The organism is Reichenbachiella sp. 5M10 (assembly GCF_002742335.1).
GTDB lineage: Bacteria > Bacteroidota > Bacteroidia > Cytophagales > Cyclobacteriaceae > Reichenbachiella.
In genome coordinates this window covers 1808729-1832931 of record NZ_MDGR01000007.1, presented here as the reverse complement: position 1 = coordinate 1832931, position 24203 = coordinate 1808729, and the positions used below count along the sequence as shown (strand labels likewise).

The 24203-nt window shown below is 41.0% G+C and carries 18 protein-coding genes; 10 read left to right on the top strand and 8 right to left on the bottom strand.

The annotated features are described in order from the left end of the window. The first annotated feature begins 1 nt into the window (after window position 1). The gene (locus BFP72_RS07340) at window positions 2-991 is read left to right on the top strand and encodes a glycosyltransferase family 2 protein (protein WP_099598513.1); all 990 of its coding nucleotides are present in this window, start codon (window positions 2-4) and stop codon (window positions 989-991) included. Here the strand turns inward: BFP72_RS07340 and BFP72_RS07335 are convergent. The 3 genes from BFP72_RS07335 to BFP72_RS07325 form a co-directional block, all read right to left on the bottom strand. Next, the gene (locus BFP72_RS07335; RefSeq protein ID WP_158233332.1) at window positions 988-1794 is read right to left on the bottom strand and encodes a hypothetical protein; all 807 of its coding nucleotides are present in this window, start codon (window positions 1792-1794) and stop codon (window positions 988-990) included. The two genes, BFP72_RS07340 and BFP72_RS07335, sit on opposite strands and share 4 nt — an antisense overlap. Before the next feature lie 71 nt (window positions 1795-1865). Beyond that, entirely contained in the window at window positions 1866-3008 is a 1143-nt protein-coding gene (locus BFP72_RS07330) for a response regulator (RefSeq protein ID WP_099598511.1), read from the bottom strand. A 19-nt stretch (window positions 3009-3027) separates the two neighbouring features. Continuing rightward, a complete protein-coding gene (locus tag BFP72_RS07325; RefSeq protein WP_099598510.1) occupies window positions 3028-5712 on the bottom strand; it encodes an ATP-binding protein in 2685 nt (894 codons plus the stop codon). A gap of 506 nt (window positions 5713-6218) precedes the next feature. Between BFP72_RS07325 and BFP72_RS19165 the strand changes: the two genes are divergently transcribed. Next, window positions 6219-6377, top strand: coding sequence for a hypothetical protein (locus tag BFP72_RS19165; protein ID WP_158233331.1), 159 nt, complete (start codon window positions 6219-6221; stop codon window positions 6375-6377). Window positions 6378-6434: 57 nt separating this feature from the next. Here the strand turns inward: BFP72_RS19165 and BFP72_RS07320 are convergent, their stop codons facing one another. Beyond that, entirely contained in the window at window positions 6435-9206 is a 2772-nt protein-coding gene (locus BFP72_RS07320) for a phosphoenolpyruvate carboxylase (RefSeq protein ID WP_099598509.1), read from the bottom strand. A gap of 236 nt (window positions 9207-9442) precedes the next feature. On the opposite strand from BFP72_RS07320, the gene BFP72_RS07315 reads away from it, so the two are divergent. Further along, the gene (locus BFP72_RS07315; protein WP_099598508.1) at window positions 9443-9802 is read left to right on the top strand and encodes a LytTR family DNA-binding domain-containing protein; all 360 of its coding nucleotides are present in this window, start codon (window positions 9443-9445) and stop codon (window positions 9800-9802) included. Between the two features lie 63 nt (window positions 9803-9865). On the opposite strand, the gene BFP72_RS07310 is transcribed toward BFP72_RS07315, so the two are convergent. Next, on the bottom strand, window positions 9866-10672 hold the full coding sequence (locus BFP72_RS07310; protein WP_158233330.1) for a DUF481 domain-containing protein: 807 nt from the start codon (window positions 10670-10672) through the stop codon (window positions 9866-9868). Between the two features lie 114 nt (window positions 10673-10786). On the opposite strand from BFP72_RS07310, the gene BFP72_RS07305 reads away from it, so the two are divergent. Beyond that, window positions 10787-11485 carry a pseudouridine synthase gene (locus BFP72_RS07305; protein WP_255397170.1) on the top strand — a complete coding sequence of 233 codons (699 nt, stop codon included), beginning with the start codon at window positions 10787-10789 and terminating at the stop codon, window positions 11483-11485. A 187-nt stretch (window positions 11486-11672) separates the two neighbouring features. Continuing rightward, complete coding sequence (locus BFP72_RS07300) at window positions 11673-13022, top strand: tetratricopeptide repeat protein (protein WP_099598506.1); 1350 nt, start codon at window positions 11673-11675, stop codon at window positions 13020-13022. Window positions 13023-13101: 79 nt separating this feature from the next. Here BFP72_RS07300 and BFP72_RS07295 read toward each other — a convergent pair whose 3' ends face one another. Continuing rightward, window positions 13102-14310 (bottom strand): NAD(P)/FAD-dependent oxidoreductase, encoded by a 1209-nt coding sequence (locus BFP72_RS07295; protein WP_099598505.1) that lies wholly within the window; start codon window positions 14308-14310, stop codon window positions 13102-13104. A 186-nt stretch (window positions 14311-14496) separates the two neighbouring features. Between BFP72_RS07295 and BFP72_RS07290 the strand changes: the two genes are divergently transcribed. From BFP72_RS07290 to BFP72_RS07270, 5 genes are all read left to right on the top strand, one after another. Beyond that, a complete protein-coding gene (locus BFP72_RS07290; RefSeq protein WP_099598504.1) occupies window positions 14497-16089 on the top strand; it encodes an ABC-F family ATP-binding cassette domain-containing protein in 1593 nt (530 codons plus the stop codon). A gap of 218 nt (window positions 16090-16307) precedes the next feature. Continuing rightward, the gene (locus tag BFP72_RS07285; RefSeq protein ID WP_099598503.1) at window positions 16308-18272 is read left to right on the top strand and encodes an OmpA family protein; all 1965 of its coding nucleotides are present in this window, start codon (window positions 16308-16310) and stop codon (window positions 18270-18272) included. Between the two features lie 151 nt (window positions 18273-18423). Next, window positions 18424-19374 carry a DUF481 domain-containing protein gene (locus BFP72_RS07280; protein ID WP_143519978.1) on the top strand — a complete coding sequence of 317 codons (951 nt, stop codon included), beginning with the start codon at window positions 18424-18426 and terminating at the stop codon, window positions 19372-19374. A gap of 77 nt (window positions 19375-19451) precedes the next feature. Continuing rightward, a complete protein-coding gene (locus BFP72_RS07275) occupies window positions 19452-20477 on the top strand; it encodes a DUF481 domain-containing protein (RefSeq protein ID WP_099598501.1) in 1026 nt (341 codons plus the stop codon). Between the two features lie 243 nt (window positions 20478-20720). Beyond that, window positions 20721-21605: a hypothetical protein gene (locus tag BFP72_RS07270; RefSeq protein ID WP_143519977.1), complete on the top strand. Its 885-nt coding sequence runs from the start codon at window positions 20721-20723 to the stop codon at window positions 21603-21605. 117 nt (window positions 21606-21722) lie between these two features. Here the strand turns inward: BFP72_RS07270 and BFP72_RS07265 are convergent, their stop codons facing one another. Together BFP72_RS07265 and BFP72_RS19160 are read right to left on the bottom strand one after the other, a co-directional pair. Then, on the bottom strand, window positions 21723-23876 hold the full coding sequence (locus tag BFP72_RS07265; RefSeq protein WP_158233329.1) for an ATP-binding protein: 2154 nt from the start codon (window positions 23874-23876) through the stop codon (window positions 21723-21725). 156 nt (window positions 23877-24032) lie between these two features. Beyond that, a complete protein-coding gene (locus BFP72_RS19160) occupies window positions 24033-24203 on the bottom strand; it encodes a hypothetical protein (RefSeq protein WP_158233328.1) in 171 nt (56 codons plus the stop codon).

The following is a 24203-nucleotide window of genomic DNA, read 5'->3' as shown; positions in this document are numbered from 1 at the left end:
AATGGTAACAGTTGTACTCCCCTACTTCAATGCAGAAAAAACCATTGAACAGGCTGTACAAAGCATCATCAATCAGACCTATGACAAGCTAGAGATTTTGCTCATAGACAACAATTCTACCGACCTAGGTCCTGAAATCTGTACAAAAATCGCCAAATCGGATAATCGTATCCAGTTGCTCAATGAGTCTCGACAAGGTGTAGTATACGCAGCAAATCAAGGGATCAGTAAAGCAAAAGGGGCCTATATTGCTCGCATGGATGCCGATGACATTGCACACCCAGAACGCATACAGATTCAAAGAGAACAATTCAGATCGGATCCTAAACTAGACATCTCCGCTACCCAAGTAGCGTACATGAGTCAGACCTCTTCTAGTGCGTTTGAGCATTTCGTAGCATGGAGCAACCAGATACTAAGTCACCGTGACTTTCTTTTCAATCAATTTGTCGAACTCCCATTCGTCAATCCTACCCTCATGGTCTCACGTACTACTTACGAATTGGTCGGCCTTCATCGTGACGGAAATTTTCCAGAGGATTACGAGTGGTTCTTGCGAGCCATGTACTATGACTGCAAAGTAGCCAAAGTCAACCGTAAATTGTTGGATTGGGTTGATCATTCACATCGCTTGACACGTACTGATATGCGCTATCATGCCGATGCTTTTTTTCAAATCAAGACCGAATATCTCGCCAAATATCTCTTGAGACAAAACATAAACTCTGTTTGGATATGGGGAGCAGGAAAACTCGCAATAAAACGAAGCAAATGGCTTCTTGATTATGGGATCGCTATATCAGGCTATATTGACATCAAAGCAGGAAAAAAAGTTAGCGGAGCAAAATGTGTGCATTACGAAACCCTCTCTCGAAAAGATCAACCATTCATACTCAGCTATGTCACCAATCGCGGGCGTCGGGACGACATCCGGTCATTTCTCGACCAACGAGGATACTCAGAAGGACTGAACTACATCATAGCAGGCTAATCCTTTTCCACAAAGTGGTGCCTCTGAAATATATTGGATGGTGTAATCTTGACGGTATAATTTCCTCGCTTATTATGACAGGCAACTTCCAAATCATTGAAACCGAAAACGTAAATATTGAATTCAACATTGAGATCTACCACGTGCGTAAAGGCCTTTTTCAACAAGCCCCAACTGCTTCGCACTTGATCTTTCTCTCCCCGTTCCAAATGTGATATATGTTCTTGTATCGTACTAGAAGAAATGTAAGACTCAGTTAAGTCAATGTCTACTTTTCCAATATCCACATTACTCTGCTGCAATGCCTGCGAATACAAATGATGGGCCAGCAATTCATGGTTTTTCATAGAAAGTAATGCAGACTTGACTGAATCTATCTCCGTATGCTCATAAGGAAACTCGCGTGCGATCCAAGCATCACTCACTTCTATCACAGAAAAAAGCAACGTATCATAGATAGCCAAGTTGTAAATACTGATTGGTACCAGAATAAGTGTAAATGTCTGATGCTCCGTGATATGGTGCACTGACACATCTATATCCTCTCCAATCTTTATATCCTTTCTTTTGACCGAACTCACATTGACATCATGAGTACTCTCTTCATGAAGAAATTGATCAATAAAGGGCTTGGAAGAAGCTAACTTATGAAGCATAGCTTCAATTTCTTCAATGTGATTTTCTACGATATAGGCTTCCATTGTTTCCCCTACCTCTATCTCTTGATCAGTACGACCTTGGGCGAGACAGAAGAGACAAGAAAAAATGAAAATCACTACTAAGCTGGTTGAGCGAAGAATCATTACTCTTTAAAATTTATGTCACCAAGCAGGTGACTTTATACCCTAATTACGCCTTACAGGTGGGTATATTGTCATACATGAATACCGATCATACATTTTGATCGATCACCTATGAGTTGTTTGGCGATATCTTCAGATTGCTCCTTCATGGTCTTGCCTCTCATTCCTCGCATATACTGCAGGAATGACACCCCTTCCGTCGATGAATTACTTGATGGAATGATTTGATTCACCATGCTCTTAGAAATAAAATATGCATCCGTCACTTGACTGGCAGTCACATTTTGCAAATTAGGAGAGGCATTCTCTTTGATATGAAAAGCTTCACTTGCTCCTGTGAGCATTTTTAGCTTTTCGTTCTCGTCAAAATAATAAATATTCTGATTTGACCCGCTGAATGTCAATTCCTTGGTCTCTGTATCGATCACTGTTATTGAGATATCCAATGGTTCCAACAAGTCTTGTGCATCAGCATACTTTTGTTTGACCTTCACAAACAATTGCTCCAATATCTCAGAAGGATTTGCCCCCTCCTTCTTATACACTATCTCTGATAGAGACAAATTGATATAGGATTTGAGCGCGATAGAAGAAGTCTTGTTGTCTGCCGTGTTCAGAAACGACACCACAACTTTCCCATCCTTTTCTCCAAACCAATACGAATAGCTATTCTCCACATGACGATCATAAAGAATAAAACTGTCCGAAATTAAACTGGTCAAATCAGATTCCAAAGAAAGAATAGACTCATTTAGTCTCAACACAGAATCGCTCATGTTGTCATTAGACACTTCTTGTTCTTTCTTGTCTTTCTTGTCTAGCGCTTTGTCAAACTCAACTTTGAGTTGGTCTCTATCCCATGGTTTGACCAAGTATTTGTCCAAACCAAACTCATTGACAGCTCGAATAATTGCCCCTATATCACTAAACCCTGTCATAATCATCCTGACGATGTTGGGGTATTTGGGAACAATCTTAGCCAACAAATCGACACCGGACATACGCGGCATCTGCTGATCTGTAATGATCAAATCGATTTTCTCTACGTTCAACAACTCCAATGCATCAAAGCCATTCGACGCTGTAAATACATTGTAATCACGTTTGAATGCATGTTGAAATATCCTAAGGTTGACAGGCTCGTCATCCACGTATAGCACACTATACTTCTTGACAGATTCCTTTTTTTGTGGACGCGATAAAACTAATTCCATAATCTCTACTTCTAACCCTCTATGATAACTGGTTTTCTAAGACTTTCTCGTCTAATTCTAATTTTTTCGGCAATTTAATAATAAAGGTTGTTCCAACCCCTAATTCACTTTCTACTTGTATGCTTCCGTTGTGTTTTTCTATGATCCCATGAGAAATAGATAACCCCAGTCCAGTCCCTTTCCCAATATCCTTTGTTGTAAAAAACGGGTCAAATATTTTCTCCTTGACCTCTTCTGGCATTCCTGTCCCTGTATCTTGTATCCGTACCTCTACCCAATCCTTGTCCAAATCCTTGGTGGTAATTGTAACAGTCCCTTTGTCCTCCATGGCGTCTAGGGCATTATTGACCAAGTTTACAAATACCTGATTCAACTGACCTGGAAAGCACTGAATTTGAGGAATACTCTCATCCATGTCCAATACAATTTCAGCCTTATTCTTATACTTGTTTTTCAAAATTAGCAATGCAGAGGCAAAGCTCTCATTGATGTCCGCATCTTTGACTTCTGCTTCGTCATGCCGAGAAAAGGTCCGCAAACCATTGACGATCTCGGTAATACGTGAAATCCCATACGTCACATCCGCCAACAATTCTTCGCTACCTGTCTGCAATTCATTGAGTGTTTCCTCATCCTCTTGCAGAATGGCTCTATATTTTTTGATTTGTTCGATATCGTCGAGTGCTATTACTTTTTGGTAATTTTCTATGTAGGTCTTTACCTCTGTAAAATTTTGAAGGAGAGATTGCGCTCCACTGGAGACAAAGTTGATTGGGTTGTTGATTTCATGAGCAATACCTGCAGTCAACAAGCCCAATGAAGACATTTTCTCTGCTTGTACCAAGTGTACTTGGGTATTCTTGATTTCCATATTGGCTTTTTCCAACTCCTCACGAGTCGATTGCTCTTTCTTCAATAGTACTTTTAAATTGACATGGGCCTTTTTCAACTTATTGTTCATCGCAAGCATAGCTTCAGAACTTTTCTTCAACTGGATATTTCTATTGAGAATAGTCTTCTGTTGCTCAGCTAGATTTTGGTTCTGTTCCTTGATGGTCTTGCCTGTATTGTAGGTACGATAGAATGCAATCGCCAATATCGACAAAATGATCAAAGACGCCGAAATAATAATGTACTGTAGCACCTTGGCCTGCTTGGCCTGTTTGGTCTCAAAATCCTTTTGTTGCTGCAATATTTGACTCTCTTTCTGAAGAATATCCAACTCTTTTTGGCGCTCTGCTTCTGCCAAACGCGTCATCTCGGCTTGCAACTGCAACCGGTCCAACTGCTCTTGGTTCAACTTTGCCTTGGCTTGCTGCTCGACAATCAAAATCTCTTGCTTAGCCTTTTGAGCCTCTAATTCTATGTGTTGCATTTCTGCTTCTTGCAATTTACTGCGTTGTTCCAATATCTCTAATTCCTTAATTTTCTGTTCCGAACGCAACTTTTCTCTTTCCTTGGCTAATTTTTGATTCTCCAATGTAGATATCTGTGCACGAGCCTCCTGTTCGTAACTCTCCGCCAGATTTTCTTTGGATACCGTGACCTTGGACCGAATGGCATCAGCGTCACCAACTTGTAATTTGACAGCCTCATACATTTTTCTATACTCATCATACTGAGTCTGACTCCCTCTCTTCTTGTACATCGCCGAATAAATACGGTATGTCTCAAGCATGATCACCTTGGAATTGTTGCTCACGGCTATTTGTTCCGCCTTTTCTAGCGAATTCGTCGCAGTCTTATACTCTTCCTTACTCGAAGCAACTTCTGCCTTTAAATTATACAACTCAGCTACATCATTGGATTTTCTTAGTTTCTCACTTCGATTGATTGCCTCATCGAAAGTGGACATAGATTTGGCCACATCATCATTCATAGCCAACGCCACGGCTTGATTCTTGAGATAAGCGATTTTGTTTTTGTTTTTTTGCACTGCGATATTGGCATATTTCAGTGCGTTCTTGCTGTCACCTGACAAAATATATTGGCCAGACAATAGATCTGAAACTTCGGCAATCTTGGGACTATTTCCTCGGTCTTTGATCCGCTCATAATTCAATATCCCATACTTGATAGCTTCTTTATTGTTTCCCATCAATAGATACTGGTGAAACAACTCCTCCTGAGCTCTACCCACATAAGAATATAATTTATCAGAAATCGCGATTTTCAACAAGCGCTCGTAGGTATCTATTGCTTTTTCGTTTTGATTAGAGTTGACATAATTGATACCGAGAGACTCAATTGCGTTGGCCTTCCCTTGTTTGAACCCTGTTTTGTCATAGATCACCGAAACCTGATAGTAGTAGTCGCTTGCCTTGTTGTAGGCTCCCATACTCGAATAGGTCTCAGCCAAATTGTAATAGCCTTTGGCCAACTGGTCTTGGTTACCAATACGCTTGGCATGCAAGACTATACTAAGGAAGTAATGTATAGATTTTTTAAAGTCCTTTTTAGAAAGGTAAATATCTCCAAGTACACTTCTAAACTCGAAAATAAGATCTTCACTATCCAATGATTCTGCTTGATCCAAGCCTAATAAACCATATCCAAGTGCTCCTTCTAAATTTCCTCGTTTCTTATTGTAATTCGTTTTTTCGAGCAAAGACCTAGCTTCAGTCTCAGACACCGCCTGCCCATAACTCGCAGAAAATGAAAGCATAAGAATCACCAATAGAAATATTGATCGCACTTTTCTCATATGTATTAATATAGTCAGGTTACCAAGCCTACAAACCGAGCCACGAAAATACAAACATTAGTCAACTTGAATTTAGTAAATTTCTAATATTTTGATTGTCATTAAGCCACCAACAATATGCTTATAAACTAGTCTCTAACAAAAAAATCATAGACCTAATTTTGGTTTTTTTCGATTAACACCCCTTTTTCTTCTACGGATCAAATCATTGACATTTACGGAGGTTACTTTTCCAAAATTGCACTTACTCAACATTTTGTTGTTATAGCGAAAGACTCTTGTAGTCATTACTACTTCTCAAGGAACGTGGTGGAACAATTTGGCTATTGAGGATCACACACAGGCCCTACCCACGCACAGAATAAGCCCTCAAATAAATATTGTACTTAACTCAGATTTACCTAGAGTATTCCGTAAGTATTTTGCATTAATTGCATATTTCCAATATTATATTTGATTATTCAGATTTTACTTCTACATTTACATATCTGTAAACACCAAAAGTTATGTTAAAATCACTTTTTTCTAAGAACAGCAATAAAGAGCAAACACTCAAATTGAAATTCAGTAAAGAAGACAATTCTTGGTTGGTATTGAAAGGGCACAGCATCATGTTCATTGGACAACAAGAACAATGCAAGCTCTACATGAGCAACTTTAGCTAATAAAAAAGGGAAGCCTTTTGGCTCCCCTTTGATATCGCTACGTGTCAACCCTCTAGATCAACCCGTGTTTCTCATTGCACTTGCGATGGCATTTATTGTTAGCATCAATTGTATTTGAGTTTCAGCACTTCCTAAACCATCTTCCTCTGACTTCTGCTTTCTCCACAATTTCAACAATTGTATCTGCTTTTCATGTAGATGCTTCATGAGTGGGGCACGCAGAAAGTTAGAATAGTAGTGATTTCTCCTTCTATCTTCAATTTCCTCTCCTAAGAGATCAAATAGCACTTCTCTCGCCAAGGACAACTCGGTCAAAAACAAATTGAGGAATTTCTCTCTCAAAGTAACATCTCCAACCAATTCACTGTACGCCTTCATGATATCTTCATCCGTAGCAGCGAGTGATGTATCCACATTGGTCAGTACATACCGTATGAATGTATCATCCTTGATAGCTGTCTTGAAGGCATCATAGTCTTTAGGAGACTTCTTCTTTAAGTTCGTGAAGGCGGTACCTACTCCATACCAACTCGTCATATGATACCTTGATTGACTCCATGAAAACACCCAAGGAATCGCTCTCAAATCTTCCAACGTATTGGCACCAGTTCTTTTAGCAGGTCTTGACCCTATCTTACTTGTCTCAATCGCATCAATCGGTGTTGCTTCTCTAAAATAGGTCACAAAACCTTCTTCATGCGTCAAATTCTCATAGTGTGTCTTACTTTCAGCTGCCAATACATCCAAAATAGATGCAAGTGGATGAAACACTCTATCGGTTTGATTATCTGTCAAGCTCTTTGACAAGGAGTTTGCAACGAGCAGTTCAAGGTTGTACTCTGCATTGACCTTATTTTCATACTTTTGAGCGATAGTCTCCCCTTGCTCTGTAAGACGTATGTTGTTCTTGACAGATTGGTAAGGAAGTGCTTTGATGAAATAATGAGTTGGCCCAGAACCACGGCTAATCGATCCGCCCTTGCCATGAAAGAATACCAAATCGACTTTTTGCTTTTCAGCCAATTCGGCCAAGAGGTATTGTGATTTATACAAATTCCACTGACTGGCTATGATCCCTCCATCCTTGTTGCTGTCACTATATCCAACCATCACCTGCTGGCTCGCTTTTTTCAAGCCTCGCTCTTTGCGCAAGTACTCCAAGCTTCTTTTGGTAAACGGGTGTTCTAAGAAACCAGTCAATATCTCAGGTCCGTTTTGCAGGTCTTCAATTGTTTCGAGGAGAGGCACTACGGGTAACTTACACACCAAGCCCTCTTCAATCTGCACAAGCAATCCAGCTTCCCGAGCCAACAAATATACCGAAAGCAAATCCGACAAGGAGCGGGTCATACTTACGATGAACGAACCGATACCTTCCGTACCATACTTGGTCACGTGCGCTTCGATCACTCTATAACAAGAAATCACCGCTGAAGCATTAGGGCCTAGTTTAGCATTTTGATGAGTAAATGGACGACTTGACTGAAGCTCTTTAGTCAAAAATGCCACTCGTTTATCTTCACTCCAATTGGAAAAATCTCTATCACTAATTTGTGCAGCTTCGAGCAGCTGTTCGATTGCTTTGTCATGAAACGCACTATTTTGACGAACATCAAGTTTTGCCAAATGAAAACCGAAAGTTTCTAAACTTCTGATAGCCAAATTGACATCATCATATGCTATAGATTCAGCACCAAATTTGAGCAATTCATTCTTGAGCAGGTTCAGGTCATTGAGCATATCCAAGGCATACACGTATCGCCCTTCTTCCTCAATCAACTCGATGGCATGACCTCTCTCTAAGTTGATAGGCATTTTAGCAATGATCAAGTTAGCATATTGTCTAAATGCCTCCCCCTTGTTTCTATCGTATGCTTCTGTACCTCTCTCTCCCAACTCGGATTTGATTTGATCCACAGCACCTATAAATTCATCACTACACTGTGTTACTTCATGTGTAAAACTGAGGTGTCGAACCAAATTGGTCAATTTTCTATTCATCACTACAAACGCATTGAGTCTCAATGCCTCCAACGTGTCTGCAGTGACTTCTTCGGTCACCAACGGGTGACCGTCTCTATCTCCTCCTACCCAGTTGCCAAAATTAATCTTTGGAAAGCTATGGTTCTCCAATAAAGTGCGTTTGTCCAGCCCGCAAGACGACCAAGCTTGAATCAACCTCCTATCCAATACAGGAATCACGTCTGGGAATACGTTGACAAGATAGTGCAGTATATTTCTCAGTTCAGACTTGACATCAGGCTTTTCCAGATAAATCTCTCCCGTCTTCCATATTCTATACAGAGAGAGTTTGATATTATGTCTAATATTGCGCAGTTCATTGTTAGAAAACATCTTGTTTTCTCGATTGACCAAAAGCAAGTACAAATCCCTGTGGTGCTCCAATACTGTCGCTCTTTTGGCTTCTGTCGGATGGGCAGTCAATACAGGCTCCACGACTGTATCTGGCAATTGGTCCAAAATCGCTTGTTCTGACACATTATTGGCCAATAAGTGGTGGATATTGTTGGCAAACAAACCATGTACAGCATGATAATCCAACTCATTCTCGGTATGCCTTCTATTTTGCACCGCCCCATTGACTTCTACCATATTCACTAGTTGAAATACCAATGAGTACAACTGAACATGCTTGGCGGTCATTTCCTCTCCGGTCTTAAACGGAAAATCGTTGATAAACGGAATATCCTTGGCAATATCTGCTTCTCCGTTTTGGGTCAAAATATCCTTCAAGCATTCGAGCAAAAACTCAAAATCGTGATACGGTTTACCTAATCTCTCCTTTACTTCTGATAGAATCTTATTCATGGGATCACTTATTAGAAATTTTATATTAAAACGGGTTATTTGTTGTCAATCAATCCCGCAATTTAGGGATTTATCCGCTTCAATCATATTATTATTGGGTTATATTGTAATGGCATTTTCATCTCACTCCCCCAGCATTTTTTCAGTGTTTTTGGGGAAGGCTGTTTCATTACTAGATATTTTTGGTTAAGATTGGCATTACTTTAGGACAATTACAGAGATCAATTAATTATTAGATGGAAAAATACAAGTGTATTGCAATAGATGATGACTTGGTTTATTTAGAGATATTCAAGAAACTGGCAGAAAGAGTAGACTCGATAGACTTGGTAGGCACATTTAGCAGCGCAATAGATGGTGCGGTCGGCGTATCAAAGTTAAAGCCAGACATTCTCTTCCTTGATATAGAGATGCCCTATTTGGATGGGTACGAAACCATCTCGACACTTGAAAGCAAACCAAAAATCATCATCGTCTCCTCTCATCTCGAATATGAGACAGACGAATTGAAGATAGATGTAAAGAAATACATTAGAAAGCCCCTTGAAGGCCCTGAGCAATTGGCACAAATTGTCAAAGAAGTGATGGAATCATAAGGCTCATTAACAAATAAAAGAACAGCCACTTCATCTCGAAGTGGCTGTTCTTTTATCCCCCTATCAAAACTCATATCGAATACCGTTGCTGATTCCGTATACGGTTTTATTGATATCGATGACAGGTTTGTCCTCGTAGTGAATCGAACCCTGTACAACAAACGAAAAATGCTCCGTCAGTGTAAAGTCTATTTGTAAATCCCCGCTGATTCGGTTTCTAAAACCTTCTATATCAGAATCATACCCTACTTGATAAAAGGTAATAAAGCCTAAATTGGCATTCTCACTCAATACCAAATTGGTTTTGACATAGTTAGATGACTTGATCAAATTCTTTTCTACTACTTCACTTACTGTATCAAAAGTCTCCCATTTTTCATGCTCATAGAAAAAACCCGTTCCTACATCCAGCTCAAATACCTCAGTCTTATGGATACGATACTTGATACCTCCCCCTCCTAAGCCTCGAAAATCCAATCTCCGGCTCGCGTCGAAAGAGGCTTGAGTGTACAACTCATAAGACAGCCTCTTTTTGCGTTGAAAATTGGTCCGAAAGTGAATATAGCCCGTACTGATCACTGGATCCCCAGTCGCTTCATAGTAATTGAGCTCTCCATTAAGAAAATAAGCGTTCTTTTCGGAGACATGAATCACCTCTAAGGCTGACTCGACAGTCAACAACTGAGCAGATTCGTCAGGTGTTGGGCTCCGATTGTCCGCCTCGAAAAAGAACTCTACACCTCCGTAAGTATAGCCCGATGAATCCGTAGTGACATCCAATTGATTTAGATTGAGGATCTGCGCTCGAACATTCATTTGACACAACATCAACAGAATCAAACCGATCCAAGTCTTTTTAAGTATTCTCATTCCTGCAAGTATATTTAAGGTTAGGTGGCAAATTATGCATTTGAAATTAAGTTCAAAAGCCATCTAGTTTAAGAATCCAATAATGCCTTACTTTACGCTCCATTAGAAGGAAATTTGGAGGAGCCATTAGAAATAATCTATCAAGACGAACACTATGTAGCCATCAACAAGCCGCATGGGTTGATGGTACATCGGTCAAAAATCAGTAGAAACACAGATCAGTTTGCGCTCCAGCAATTACGCAACCAAATCGACCAACGTGTCTACCCTGCCCATCGTTTGGACCGCAAAACCAGCGGTGTGCTACTCTTCGCCTTGCATGAAGAAGCGCTCAAAAAAGTCCGAAAAATATTTGACGAACAACAAATTCATAAAACCTATTGGGCGATAGTACGAGGACATACGGTAGAGTCAGAGACGATCAATTACGCCCTCACCAACGACAATGGCAAAGTACAACCTGCTGTCACACACTACCGCACAGTTGATCGTGTAGAATTGGAGGTGCCGCATGGCAAATTTAGTACTTCAAGGTACGCTTGGGTAGAAGCCTACCCTGAGACTGGCCGTATGCATCAGCTGCGCAAACACTTTGCACATATCTACCACCCCATCATCGGAGATCGGCCTCATGGCTGCAACAAGCAAAACAAACTCTTCTTAGAGAAATGGAAAATGAACACCATGCTACTTCATGCTCGGTCCATGGAGTTCGTACATCCCTTCACTTTTAAAAAACTGGTGTTACAAGCACATCTCCATCCTGAATTCGAACGAATGATGCTACTCATGGGCTTTATCCATCAAGACTAACTCACGTGCCTACAACAACTCTCAGCGATCCATTGCTTCAAAATCCCTTCTAATCAGAAAGAACTTTGGAAATACCACGTCGGTATATCGATATAAAATCGACTTGATGTGAAATAGTATCCTTGAATTTTCTTATTCTTGGTGAGATCAAACCACAACCGTCTCACATTAAGGAGCACCTAGAATCATGAAATTCACTATTATCAGCACCCTACTACTTGGACTTACTCACTTGACTTTTGGCCAAGATGTAATACACACAATCTCCGACGAAGTCTGTGTATGCCTGACAAAAGAAGTCAACAAAGGCAATACAGACATGACAGCTATTCTCACAAAATGCATGGAAAATGGACTGGGTGATCATAGCAAAAAGCTTGAAAAAAAATATGGCAAAAACAGCCTTGAAGAAAAAGGGAATATCATAGGTATGGACATTGCAAAAGTGCTCGCCAAAGAATGCGGTGCATTCATTGATATGGTCATAGCAAATGAACAAAACAAGGATAAAAATGCGTCAGAGCTGGTGAGACAGGCCGAATCAGCCAAAGAGCAAGGCAACTACGATGAGGCCATCGTTTATTACGGACAAGCGATTGCTCTGGATCCTGACGACCCAGAAGAGATCCTCAACGATCGTGGAATCACTTACTATACACTAGGACAATACTACCGGGCTATCAGTGATTTTTACCGAGCGATGGAAATAGAACCTGAAAACCAAGTATATTATTACAATATCGCTTACGCGCTATACAACCTCGAGGATTATTCAGAGTCGATCAAATACCTCGATCTTACCCTTGACAGGAAAAGCAATTATTGCAAAGCTTACAATCTCAAGGGATTGATCTATGACAGTCAGGGCAACAACGATTCCAGCTTGGTTTACTTCCAAAAAGCCTATGCCTGTGACAACAGTGATAAAGTCAAAGCATATAATATTGGTTATTCTTACTATCAATTGTATCAGTATGACTCGGCGTTGATGTGGCTCAAAAAATCAGAATCTATGGGCTATGAAGACGAAGATCTATACAACTATATTGGCAATAGCTACTATGGGAAAGAAGATTACGAAACAGCGTTACCTTACCATCAAAAACACTTGGCCTATGATAGCGGAAATTTCATAGCGTATTACAACATGGGAACGTGCTACTACTGGATGGGACAATACGATCTAGCCATTGAGCATTTGGAAAAGGCATATAAGAAACAACCCAACGACAGTGACATCACCAACTATCTGGCGCTATGCTACAAGAAAAAAAATCACCCCTCCGAAGCGCTAGCTTTTGCCTCACTATCTATCGAAAACGAATCCGCACGAGCAGACTACTATGATCTACGTGCGGAAATACTTGTATCCCAAGGAGACTATGACAAGGCCATACTTGATTATGCAACATCTATCCGACTCTACCCTTCTGATTGCAGTGTCTATCAATTAATGGGCGAAACCTATACAAAACTGAAGGAGTTGGATAAAGCGAAAGCCGCTTTCAACACTTATTCTGAGCTAGAATGTGAATAAGCAGCTAGGGGTAAAACCCATGAAACAAAATTGACTACACCGCGCTCAGTCAACATTTCAAATCACTATACAAAGGGTTTCATCCCAGCTGGCCAGCCACGTACCCCGTACTCCAAGCTGCTTGAAAATTGAACCCTCCTGTAATGCCGTCAATATTCAAAACTTCTCCAGCAAAATAGAGTTTCTCAACCTTTCTACTTGCCATTGTGTCAAAATTCACCTCTGCATTGTCTACTCCCCCACAGGTCACAAACTCTTCTTTGAAAGTCGTCTTACCACTCACCTCATACGTATCATTGCAGATCACATTGACCAATCTATTTTTGTCCTTCTTCCCCAATTCGTTCCAACGTATGTATGGATCTACTCCTACTCGATCTAACAAATACAGCCAAAGCCTCTTTGGCAAATCAAAAGGATTAATGTTCTGTATCAACTTTTTGTCCATATGATGAAGCTCACGCTGCAACTGTTCCCTGACCTCATTTTCATTGGCATAGGATGACCAATTGATCAATGTACTAAACTGATAATTCATTTCCTGCAACTGACGTGCACCCCAGGCAGAGAGTTTCAATATGGCTGGACCACTCATCCCCCAATGCGTGATCAAAAGTGGCCCTTGCTCCATTAGTTTACTTCCTTGTATTTTGACAGTAGCAGACGGTACAGCTGTCCCTGACAGAGCGACTAGCTTTTTCTCTGTAGGTATATTGAACGTAAACAACGACGGTACCGGATCAATGATCGAATGCCCCATGTCGGACAACCAGTCATACGCCGAGCGCTTAGGACTGCCACCTGTTGCAACGATCAGATAATCATAAGCTCGCTGAGTCCCTTTGCTACTCAACTCAAATCCCGCGGTAGTTGCCTTTACTGATTCCACTTTATAGCTCTGAATCACCTCTACCCCTTGTTTAGAAGCTTCATCGCGCAAACAATCTACCACAGTCTGAGAGTCATTCGTCACCGGAAACATCCTACCATCTACCTCTGTTTTGAGCTCCACTCCGCGCGCAGCAAACCATTGCAGAGTATCCTTTCGGGCAAAATGCACAAAGGTCTTTTTCAATTGTTTTCCCCCACGAGGGTAATGCTTCAAAAACTCAGCATTAGACTCACAACCGTTGGTCACGTTGCACCGTCCACCACCTGACACTTTGACTTTGGAGAGTGTTTTACCAGACCCCTCCAAGATATGCACCTCTGCCTCAGGGTGACTTTCTTTACAAGACAAGGCTGCAAAAAAACCCGCTGCCCCCCCTCCTATTACTGCTACCTTCATGGGCCAAAGAAAACAAGATATCGTGGATTTATTGCGTTTCATCTACATACAAAATCACCAAGCTGTCTTTCACTCATCTCATCACAAGTCCTCAAAGAAACCCTGATCAAACCTAGAACTAATGCAGTGAATATTTCGATTGGCTAATGATTCTTCTATCTTTGCGCCTTCAAACTATTAGTCTCTATGATCGCAGCAAACAACGTCTCCTTACAATACGGCAAAAGAATTCTTTTTGATGAAGTCAACATCAAGTTCACTGAAGGCAACTGCTACGGCGTAATTGGCGCCAATGGAGCAGGGAAATCCACTTTTTTGAAAATTCTATCTGGTGACATCCAACCCAATACAGGATCTGTGACGATGGATTCTGGCAAAAGAATGGCAGTTTTAAGACAAAATCACTTTGAGTTTGACGAAGAGACAGTCATCAACACGGTCATGAGAGGTCATACTGAGCTATGGGACATCATGCAGGAAAAAGATGCCCTCTATGCCAAGCCGGACTTTAGTGAAGCCGACGGCATCCGTACGTCGGAGCTCGAAGAGAAATTTGCTGAAATGGACGGATGGAATGCTGAACCTGATGCTGCAAGTCTATTGAGTGGTCTTGGCATCAAAGAAGACACTCATTATCAACTGCTCAAAGAACTCAACGGTAGTCAAAAAGTACGAGTACTCTTGGCACAAGCACTCTTTGGCAACCCCGACCTTCTCATACTTGATGAGCCTACCAACGACCTGGACCTTCATACTGTCTCTTGGCTTGAGGACTTTTTGTTGGACTTCAAAAACACCGTCATTGTTGTCTCTCACGATAGACATTTTTTGGACACGGTATGTACACATATTGCTGACATTGATTTTAGCGCCATCAAGATTTTCACGGGCAACTACTCGTTTTGGTATCAATCCAGTCAATTGGCACTAGCGCAACGTAGCTCCGTCAACAAGAAAGCTGAAGAAAAGAAAAAAGAACTCCAAGATTTCATTGCACGATTCAGTGCCAATGCGGCCAAGTCCAAACAAGCCACTTCGCGTAAAAAACTATTGGACAAAATCAATGTGGAGGACATTCAACCATCATCTCGACGATATCCTGCTGTGATATTCAATCAAAGCAGAACGGCCGGAGATCAAATACTCGAAGTGAAAGGTCTAAGCAAATCACTCCAAACTAAACCATTGTTTACCAACTTGGACTTCTTTGTCAACAAAGGAGACAAAATAGCATTCCTTGCCGACGATAGTTTGTCTATCACATATTTGTTCAAAACTTTGATGGAAGAAGAACAAGCAGACAGTGGTACATTCAAATTTGGACAGACCATCACCACCTCCTATTTACCCAATGACAATGAGGCCTTTTTTCAATCTGACGAAAACTTGATCGATTGGTTGAGACAGTATTCTGAAGGCGAAAAAGACGAAGTATTTATCCGTGGTTTTTTGGGTAAGATGTTGTTTTCAGGAGAGGAAACTTTCAAAAAATGCAGCGTACTCTCCGGAGGAGAAAAGGTACGCTGTATGCTATCCAAAATGATGCTCAATGAAGGAAATGTACTCATCCTCGATGAACCCACCAACCACTTGGATCTCGAGTCAATCCAAGCACTCAACAATGCACTTAGAGACTTTCCAGGGACTGTATTGTTCACCTCACATGACCATGAATTTGTACAGACAGTAGCCAATCGCATCATTGATTTACAGGATGGCAAATCTCATCAAGACAAACTCAGTACGTTCGACGATTACCTCACTTCGATAAAAGAATAATAAAACCCTATAGCACAGAGGGTTATCGATTTGATCTCAAATAATTGATTAAAGAATTGACAACTCTCCATGTTTCTAGGTATTTTCACTCATTCGGGAATACAAATTCATTACAAAGCGCCTAGTGTTTTCACTTAAAATTCAAACATGATGATGAATTCAAGTGCATACAATATGAAGGTTTCTTAATTTTGGATTTGAACTAAACTGTATTTTCAATGAAACATGTATTTTGGGTTCTGATATGTATCACTACAGTAGCGTTTGGTCAAAATGACAAAGTAGAAAAAAAGCTTAGCAAAAAGAAGCTCATCGAACGTGCGGATTATTACTTTTTCAAAGAGGACTTCCCAAAGGCCTTGGAATTGTATGACGAAATCCTAAACAACTACCCCAAGAACCACTATGTACAGTACCATCGCTATGTAGCGTACCAACTTACGGACGGCAGAGGCGAGAGTCTAGACGCACTCAAAGAATATGAAGCCAACGAAGGAAAAACAGACAAGTTTTACAACTACTGGCTAGGACGCATTCACTACAACCGCTATGAATTTGACATATCGGCCAAACATTTTCAGGCTTTCTTGGATCTGGATATTTACAAAACACGTGAAATCACCAAAGAAACAGAAGACCGTCTGAAGCAAGCCAAAGAAGCTGAAAAATTTTATTTGAACACAACCGACTTTGAAATTGTCAACATGGGTACACCTATCAATTCGCCTTTGGATGACGTCTCTCCCGCTTTCTTCTCCGACCATAGCGAACTTCTCTTTGCTTCGTCAAGGTCCAATGCACCATCGTTCAATATCTACCACGCTACCAAGAGTTCCGTAGGATGGAATGCCCCAACAGAGCTGAAACAACTCGGAGAATTCACCTTGGACAATGCTAAAATCGAAGTGGTCAACAATGATGGCCGTCTATTCATGTACAAAGACGATGAATCTGCCAAAGGGCTTTTCTTCAGTCAACCTTCTGGAGATCAGTGGGGATCTCCGGTAGAATTCGACACAAAACTAGGTACACAGGCGCGAATCGAATCTCATTTCTTCATTGATGATGCTGAAACCACCGTTTATTTTTCATCCAAATCCGAAAAGGGCAATTTGGATCTCTATCAATCCATCTATAACCCCAAGTCAGGACAGTGGTCAGCACCAGTAGCAGTTCCAGGCTTGGTCAATTCCAACTACGACGAAGACAGTCCGTTCCTATCCCATGACGGGCAGACACTATATTTTAGTTCCAACAACCCAGCATCCATTGGTGGCTATGATGTCTTCAAGTCCGAATGGGATGCTCAATCCTACCAGTGGAAAAAGCCAGTCAATATGGGTTTCCCTATCAATTCAACGGATGACGAAATCAACTTTCAACTCAACGAAGACAATATTTCAGGCTTTTTCAGTTCGAATAGACTCAGAGGCATCGGTGGCTTTGACATCTACTACTTCCACAAACAAGGAAAAGTCCTAGTTGAAGGGTTCATTTATGACAATGCCACAGCCAGTACATTAGCGAATGTCCGCATTGACTTTCATCCTATCAATTACGACGATGAGATCTTCCGTACTTACAGTAAAAGTGACGGCTCATTCGAAATGGAAATCTTTACAGAAGAGGAGTTCAATGTCAAGCTATTTATGAACAACCAGTTGGCACATACAGCACGGATCTTGTCAGACCACCCTGAGCACAACAAGTCCTTTGAACGAGACTTTCACATCGATATACCTGAGCATGTAGAAGAGACGGACTTCAAGACGCTCTACGACAAGAATTCTGAACAGAAGTATGAAAAAATGGATATGCTTGGCAGCAAATTCAGAGCAGGAGAAAAAGCAATGCTCAACAACATCTACTTTGACATTCACTCAGCACATCTCACAAGTGACTCCTATGAGGTATTGGGTGAGCTCCATGACATGCTCGAAGACACCCCAACCCTTGATATTGAAATCGGTGGACACACTGACAATACAGGGACACTAGAGGGCAACATGAAACTCTCATTGGCTCGAGCCAATGCTGTACGTGACTATCTGATCCAAAAAGGTATCGATCCAAAACGAATGGTCTGCAAAGGGTACGGACCAACTCAACCCCTAGCTTCTAATGATGATGAAGTGAATGGAAGAGAACTCAACAGAAGAATAGAAATCCGAGTTCTCAACTAAACACGATACAGAGCTAAATATTATAAATATATTTGCCTCAATCTTACGCTTCATACAACCAACGCATTACGATTTGAGAGCAGGCCTTATTATTTTCCTTTTATTGACCCTATCCTATCAAGGCTTTGGACACAACAGAGACACAGTTGTGATGAACAATAACCAAGTTTTAATTGGAGAGATCAAAAGTATGGAATATGGCATTCTCACTGTAGAAACGGACTACAGTGACAGTGACTTCACTGTAGAATGGGACAAGGTCAAAGGTTTGAAAACCTCTTCGAGTTTCATCATCATCCTGACGACCAAGTACCGTCTCAAAGGAACCATCTCACACGACATGTACAACTCGGAGTATCTCATCATCACCCCGGTCGAAGGGTCCAAGCTCTTTGCTCGAATCAAGGATATTGTATACCTCAAATCCAGTGAAAATCGGTTTTGGGACCGAATATCCGCCTCTGTCGATGGCGGGTACACGATCACCAAGTCTAGCAATACCAACCAACTGACAATCAATGGCAATGCATCCTATGTCAGCACAAAGTTGCAATGTGAATTCTACTTGAGTTTTCTTGACAGCCGCGTCTCAGACAGTACCAGTTCCATCATCACAGTCAGAAACAACCACGGTACAAACTGGCGCGTATTTTTCAACAAAAGTTGGTTTGTTCTCGGTGCAACTGACTTTTTGCAAAGTGATGAGCAGAATCTAAAAATAAGAACAACGCTACAGTTAGGAATGGGAAAGATTCTATTGAGAAATCACCAAATGTATCTCAATACGGCCATTGGACTAGCGTCCAACACAGAAAAGTTTCAAACAGACCAAGAGGATGACGAATCCTTAGAGTCCTTCCTTCAAATCGACTTCAATGGATTTGGGTTCAAAGACGTAGATATCTCTTCTAAGTTCCAGTTATTTCCCAGTTTATCCAAAAGCAAACGACTCAGGTACAATTATACATTCAACATCAAGTATGATCTGCCCTTGGATCTCTACTTGGGTGTAAACCTCACTCTCAACTACGACAACCAACCAGGCGAAGACATATCTAAGTATGACTATGTCTTCCAATCCGTATTTGGGTGGAGTTTCTAGCCAATTATTACATTATTGGCTTTACATTCTACGCTATCCTTTTAATTTTGTCTACTCATAACCAAATAGACAAAACCATGACAAAAGGCCTACTTAGCTTCGCTTTACTTTTCACTCTATTTACCAGTCAAGCACAAGACAAAGTTGTTCTCACCAATGGGGACCAAATGATTGGGAGTATCAAATCTTTCGACAATGGTGTGCTCGAATTTGAAACAGACTATAGCGAAAGCAACTTCCTCATCGACTGGGACATGATCAAAGATTTGACCAGTACAGACACATTCATTATCAACATGTCTAGCGGAGAAAAATACAATGGCTCCATCAACATCACCGATCAAACTGCAACAATCAACAAAATAGACGGAGAGACGATTTCAGTCCCTTTCTTAGAGGTAGTATACCTCAATTCCGTCAGTAGTGGGTTTTGGGATCGAATGAGTATCTCTTTGGACGGTGGCTTCACCCATTCCAAGTCTTCTAACAACAATCAACTGACCGTACGAGGTACCGCGTCATACCTTACCACCAAAATCAACCCTGACTTGTACGGCAACTTCCTCTACAATGGTGTAGATGCCAATGACTCTGTGCGTGTAGTAAACCGAAGAAACAACTATGGGGGTAACTTTAGACTGTTCATTGGTAAGTCATGGTTTGGTGTTACATCTGCGGATTTCTTGACCTCAGATGAGATCGAAATGGAACTACGCTCTACTTATTCATTGGGTCTTGGCTACTACCCTATCCGAAACCACAAGCTATACCTCAACATAGCAACAGGAATGGCCCTAAACAATGAAATCTACAACGATGCGGCCAGTACGCCTAGCAATTCTAGCGCAGAAGCATACCTATCTGCAGATTTTAATGCTTTCGATTTAGAAAATGTAACAATCACTTCAAATTGTCAATACTACAAGAGTCTAAATCAAGCTAGTCGAAACAGGGTAAACTTTACCCTCGATGTAAAATTTGATTTACCAAAGGATTTTTACGTCGGAGCAGGCTACACCATCAACTATGACAGTTCTCCTGGAGCAGAAGGTGTAAGTGACACAGATTACATATTCCAAACCTCTATCGGTTGGAGCTTATAATCGAAGAATTCAACCATCTGAGGTAAACTCACACGAAACCCCTTTCAGTTATATTAAAATAATCACATTTAATATCAATAAGTGAATACACCTATCACATAGGTAAATTACCTACGTGATAGGTGATTACATGATTTTATATGCGTTTTCACAGCTTGTCTTTGCTTTTGTTTTCATATTATAACATATTGTTAACAAGAAAGACACAACTCCTAGATAATCAGGAGTATAAACGAAAGCAGCATGAAAGATCTAACAAAATGGAGCCTAGCTACCGTCCTAGCTATTGGTTCATTGTTCCCGCCTTCACTAAGCGCTCAGAGTGACAATTTCGAACAAGGCGAGCTAGCCTACTCAGAAGGAAAATACAGAGAGGCACTCAGCTTCCTCAACCAAGCCATTCACAACGATATCTATACCATGAAGGGGAAAGACATCCCCAAAGCTTATGCGTATATCGCTCTGATCAAAAATGAGCACCTATCTAAAAAACTCCAAAATGGAAATATAGAAACGATCAAACAAAACCCTGGTATACTGAACTCAACAATAACTGATGTGATCAATGCGACCAAATTCCAAGACAATGGCTCCAAACTACTGATCACAAAAGCTACCAACCAGCTGCTAGAGAATGCCATGATTGTAGGACATATAGTCACAGATTCTCTTTTGAATTTGGATTTTGACACACAACCCGAAGAAGCCAAATCTCTCGCTTTGCTTCTCAATTTTGAATTAAAGGATCTTTCCTCCTTGGACAAGGACAACTGGGAAATATTGGACATGATTGGACTTTCTCAATACATATTGGGGGAAGAAGACTTGGCCATGCTCGAATTCAAAAGAGCTAGAGACATATACAATGATCAGCAAGAAACGAAAATATCGGATCTACACATGTACAACTGCATATACAGCTCAAAATACAACTACAAAGTAGCAAAAAACTATACAGAAGCATACAATGCCTCAGTTGACGGACAGAAACTCATTTCTCAACTCATGAATGAAGCGCATGCCGACAGTATCTCCCACCTCAAAAAGCTGGCGACCATTTCAAGCACATTCATTAGTATCCAAAGCAGGGTAGAAAACATGAATATCATCTCCTCGAGCAAGGAGTGATTTCACCCAGAGTTTGTCATAAGAAATCATCCTTCACAGACTTAGCGTCAATTACATCACACAGAAAAGCCCCAATACCTAGACATCGGGGCTTTTCTGTGGATTGCTAGAACAAAGTCAAGCCTCAGGAAATTTCACTACAAAAGTACTCCCCTGACCCAATACACTTTGGCAAGTCACATCACCTCCCATTGCATCGACAAATTTCTTTACAATAAACAAGCCCAAACCAGTGGACTCTTCATTGCCGGTAGGTCGAGCACTCAATTTTTGATACTTGACAAAAAGCTTGGTTTGATCCAATTCACTGATTCCTTGCCCCTCATCCCTAAAACTCACACAAACCCCACCCCCATTTCTTATTTGTATGGATAGCTCGATCTGAGACCGGGGATTACTGTATTTGATTGCATTTGACATGAGGTTGTCAAACACCTGCAAGGCATACTTCGTATCAATCCGTGCAAAGTACATCTTTGACTCAAAGTCTCTTTTGATCGAAATCTCTTTTTTAGAGGCAATAAACTCATAATTATCAGCCACCCTCTCCAGCAACTGTCCCACATCGCTGCGTTCCATTTTGAGATTAAGCCTCATTTCCTCTATAGCACTGATATCCATGACTCGATCAATCATCTCCCGCATGTTGTCCACACTGTCATCCAATATCTGAGCATAGTCTTCACCATGCTCCCCTTTTATGGCATTGTCCAACCTCACCAGTGACATGATACTTTTAATATTATTGAGAGGACTTCTCAGATCATGAGCGACTACCCCCATGAGTGTATTCTTTTCGTCATTGATTATTTTCAACCTCTTGTTTTGGTTTTGAACCAAAAAATAGGCTCTATACAACGAAACCGCTAAAATCAACGTCAGTGCAATCACCGCATAGAGGCCCAATTTATCCGTTTCTTGCTTACTCACTTCTGCTTGCAGTTTCAATGATTCTGACTTCCGCTTGTATTCTAGGTTTTGTAGTTTCTTTCTAAACTCATACTCAGACGTCACTTTAGCTATTTCATTCATTTCCACCTCGTCGAGCAACGAATCTCTGACTTGCTGGTACTTTTCAAAACAAAAAAGTGCGTTTACCACATCTTTCTTCTTTTTATAAGCCTGATAAAGTTCCAAAAACGTTTTCTTCTGTTCTTCCAGCAGGTTGACTTGACGCCCCACATCCAAGCTCTTCTTGAGGTTACTTATTCCAGAGTTGTACTTCCCCTGATTGATACATAAGACCCCCAAACTACGATATGCACTGGCTAGTAACGGTGAATTCTGACATTCATTTGCCAACGCTACTGACTGCTCATAGTACCACTGAGCGGAATCAAAATTAGTCTTCAACAGATATAAATCTCCTAATCCGACCATAGGGTATGCAATCTCACATTTGTCGTTTAAATCACGCATCATGGACAGGGATTTCTGAAGTGAAGACATGGCACGAAGCGTATCTTTCTCATCAATATAGATCGCTGCTATATTGCTGAGCAAATACGCTTCATCTTCCTTCAGTCCAACCACATGGGCTTTTTGGATGGCGGCCCACAAAAACTCCTTCGCTTCAGTTAGCTTTCCTACCAACTCATACAGGATAGCCAAATTGTTGGACACGATCACCTCTGCATTTCGATCCTGACTCTCCTTGGCCATGTCCAAAGCATCAAAATAGTACTCAAACGCTCGACTTTGGTTTGCTGATTCTTCAAATATAATCCCTAACAAATTGAGCACATGCCAGCAATCCTTGCCTTTACCCACTCCCTCATAATATGCTTCAGCTTCGAGTATATGTTGGAGTGCCTTGTCATTCTGCCCGATATGATTGGACAAACCACTGATAGAATAATGGATTTCTGCCAACCGATATGGGTAATCAATCGAATCAGCCAAACGCAGGGCTTCATGGTAATACCAAAAAGCTGAATCGATGTGATTCTGGCGATCTTTGTTATTCCCATAAGCATGAAGAACATCAACCATCAAGCTTTTATCCCCTATCGCTTTGGCATTTTTCAAAGCAATCATGAGGTTCTTGTAACTTGTCTTGTAGTCCAGCTTCTCGCGTAGCATTACCCCGAGATGATAGGCACTTTTGGCAATACCAATGCTATAATCCAAGGAATGAGAAAGGTAATAAGCTTGCTTAGCCAATTCAACATGGCTCTCCCTGAATGGGGAGGCTTGTAAGATATCAAAAATAGCTTCTACCTTAGAGGTGTCTTCAGGCAAGACAGATAGGTTAGAATATAACTCTCCCATGACTTGATCTTGAGACCAAACCGGTATGTTTATACAACCAAAAAGTAGAGTTATTATACAGTATCTCTTCAAAACTGTTGAACTAACCATTCGCTATCATTTTTCTATCTTTCTCAATAAAAATGATCTTTCCCTAGTTCAAATGCTGCTTGTACTTTATTCTTTCTTTTTCCCTCTACTCTTCACCCAGTCCACCTCCAAATCATCGAGCTCGATAATCTGAACATCGTGATCCATACCTCCCATATCAGTAGGGTCAATTTTTTCAATATCACTGTCGAGTCCCTCAATTCTTAGCTCGTCCTCGCTTTTCTCGTTTTCTTCCAT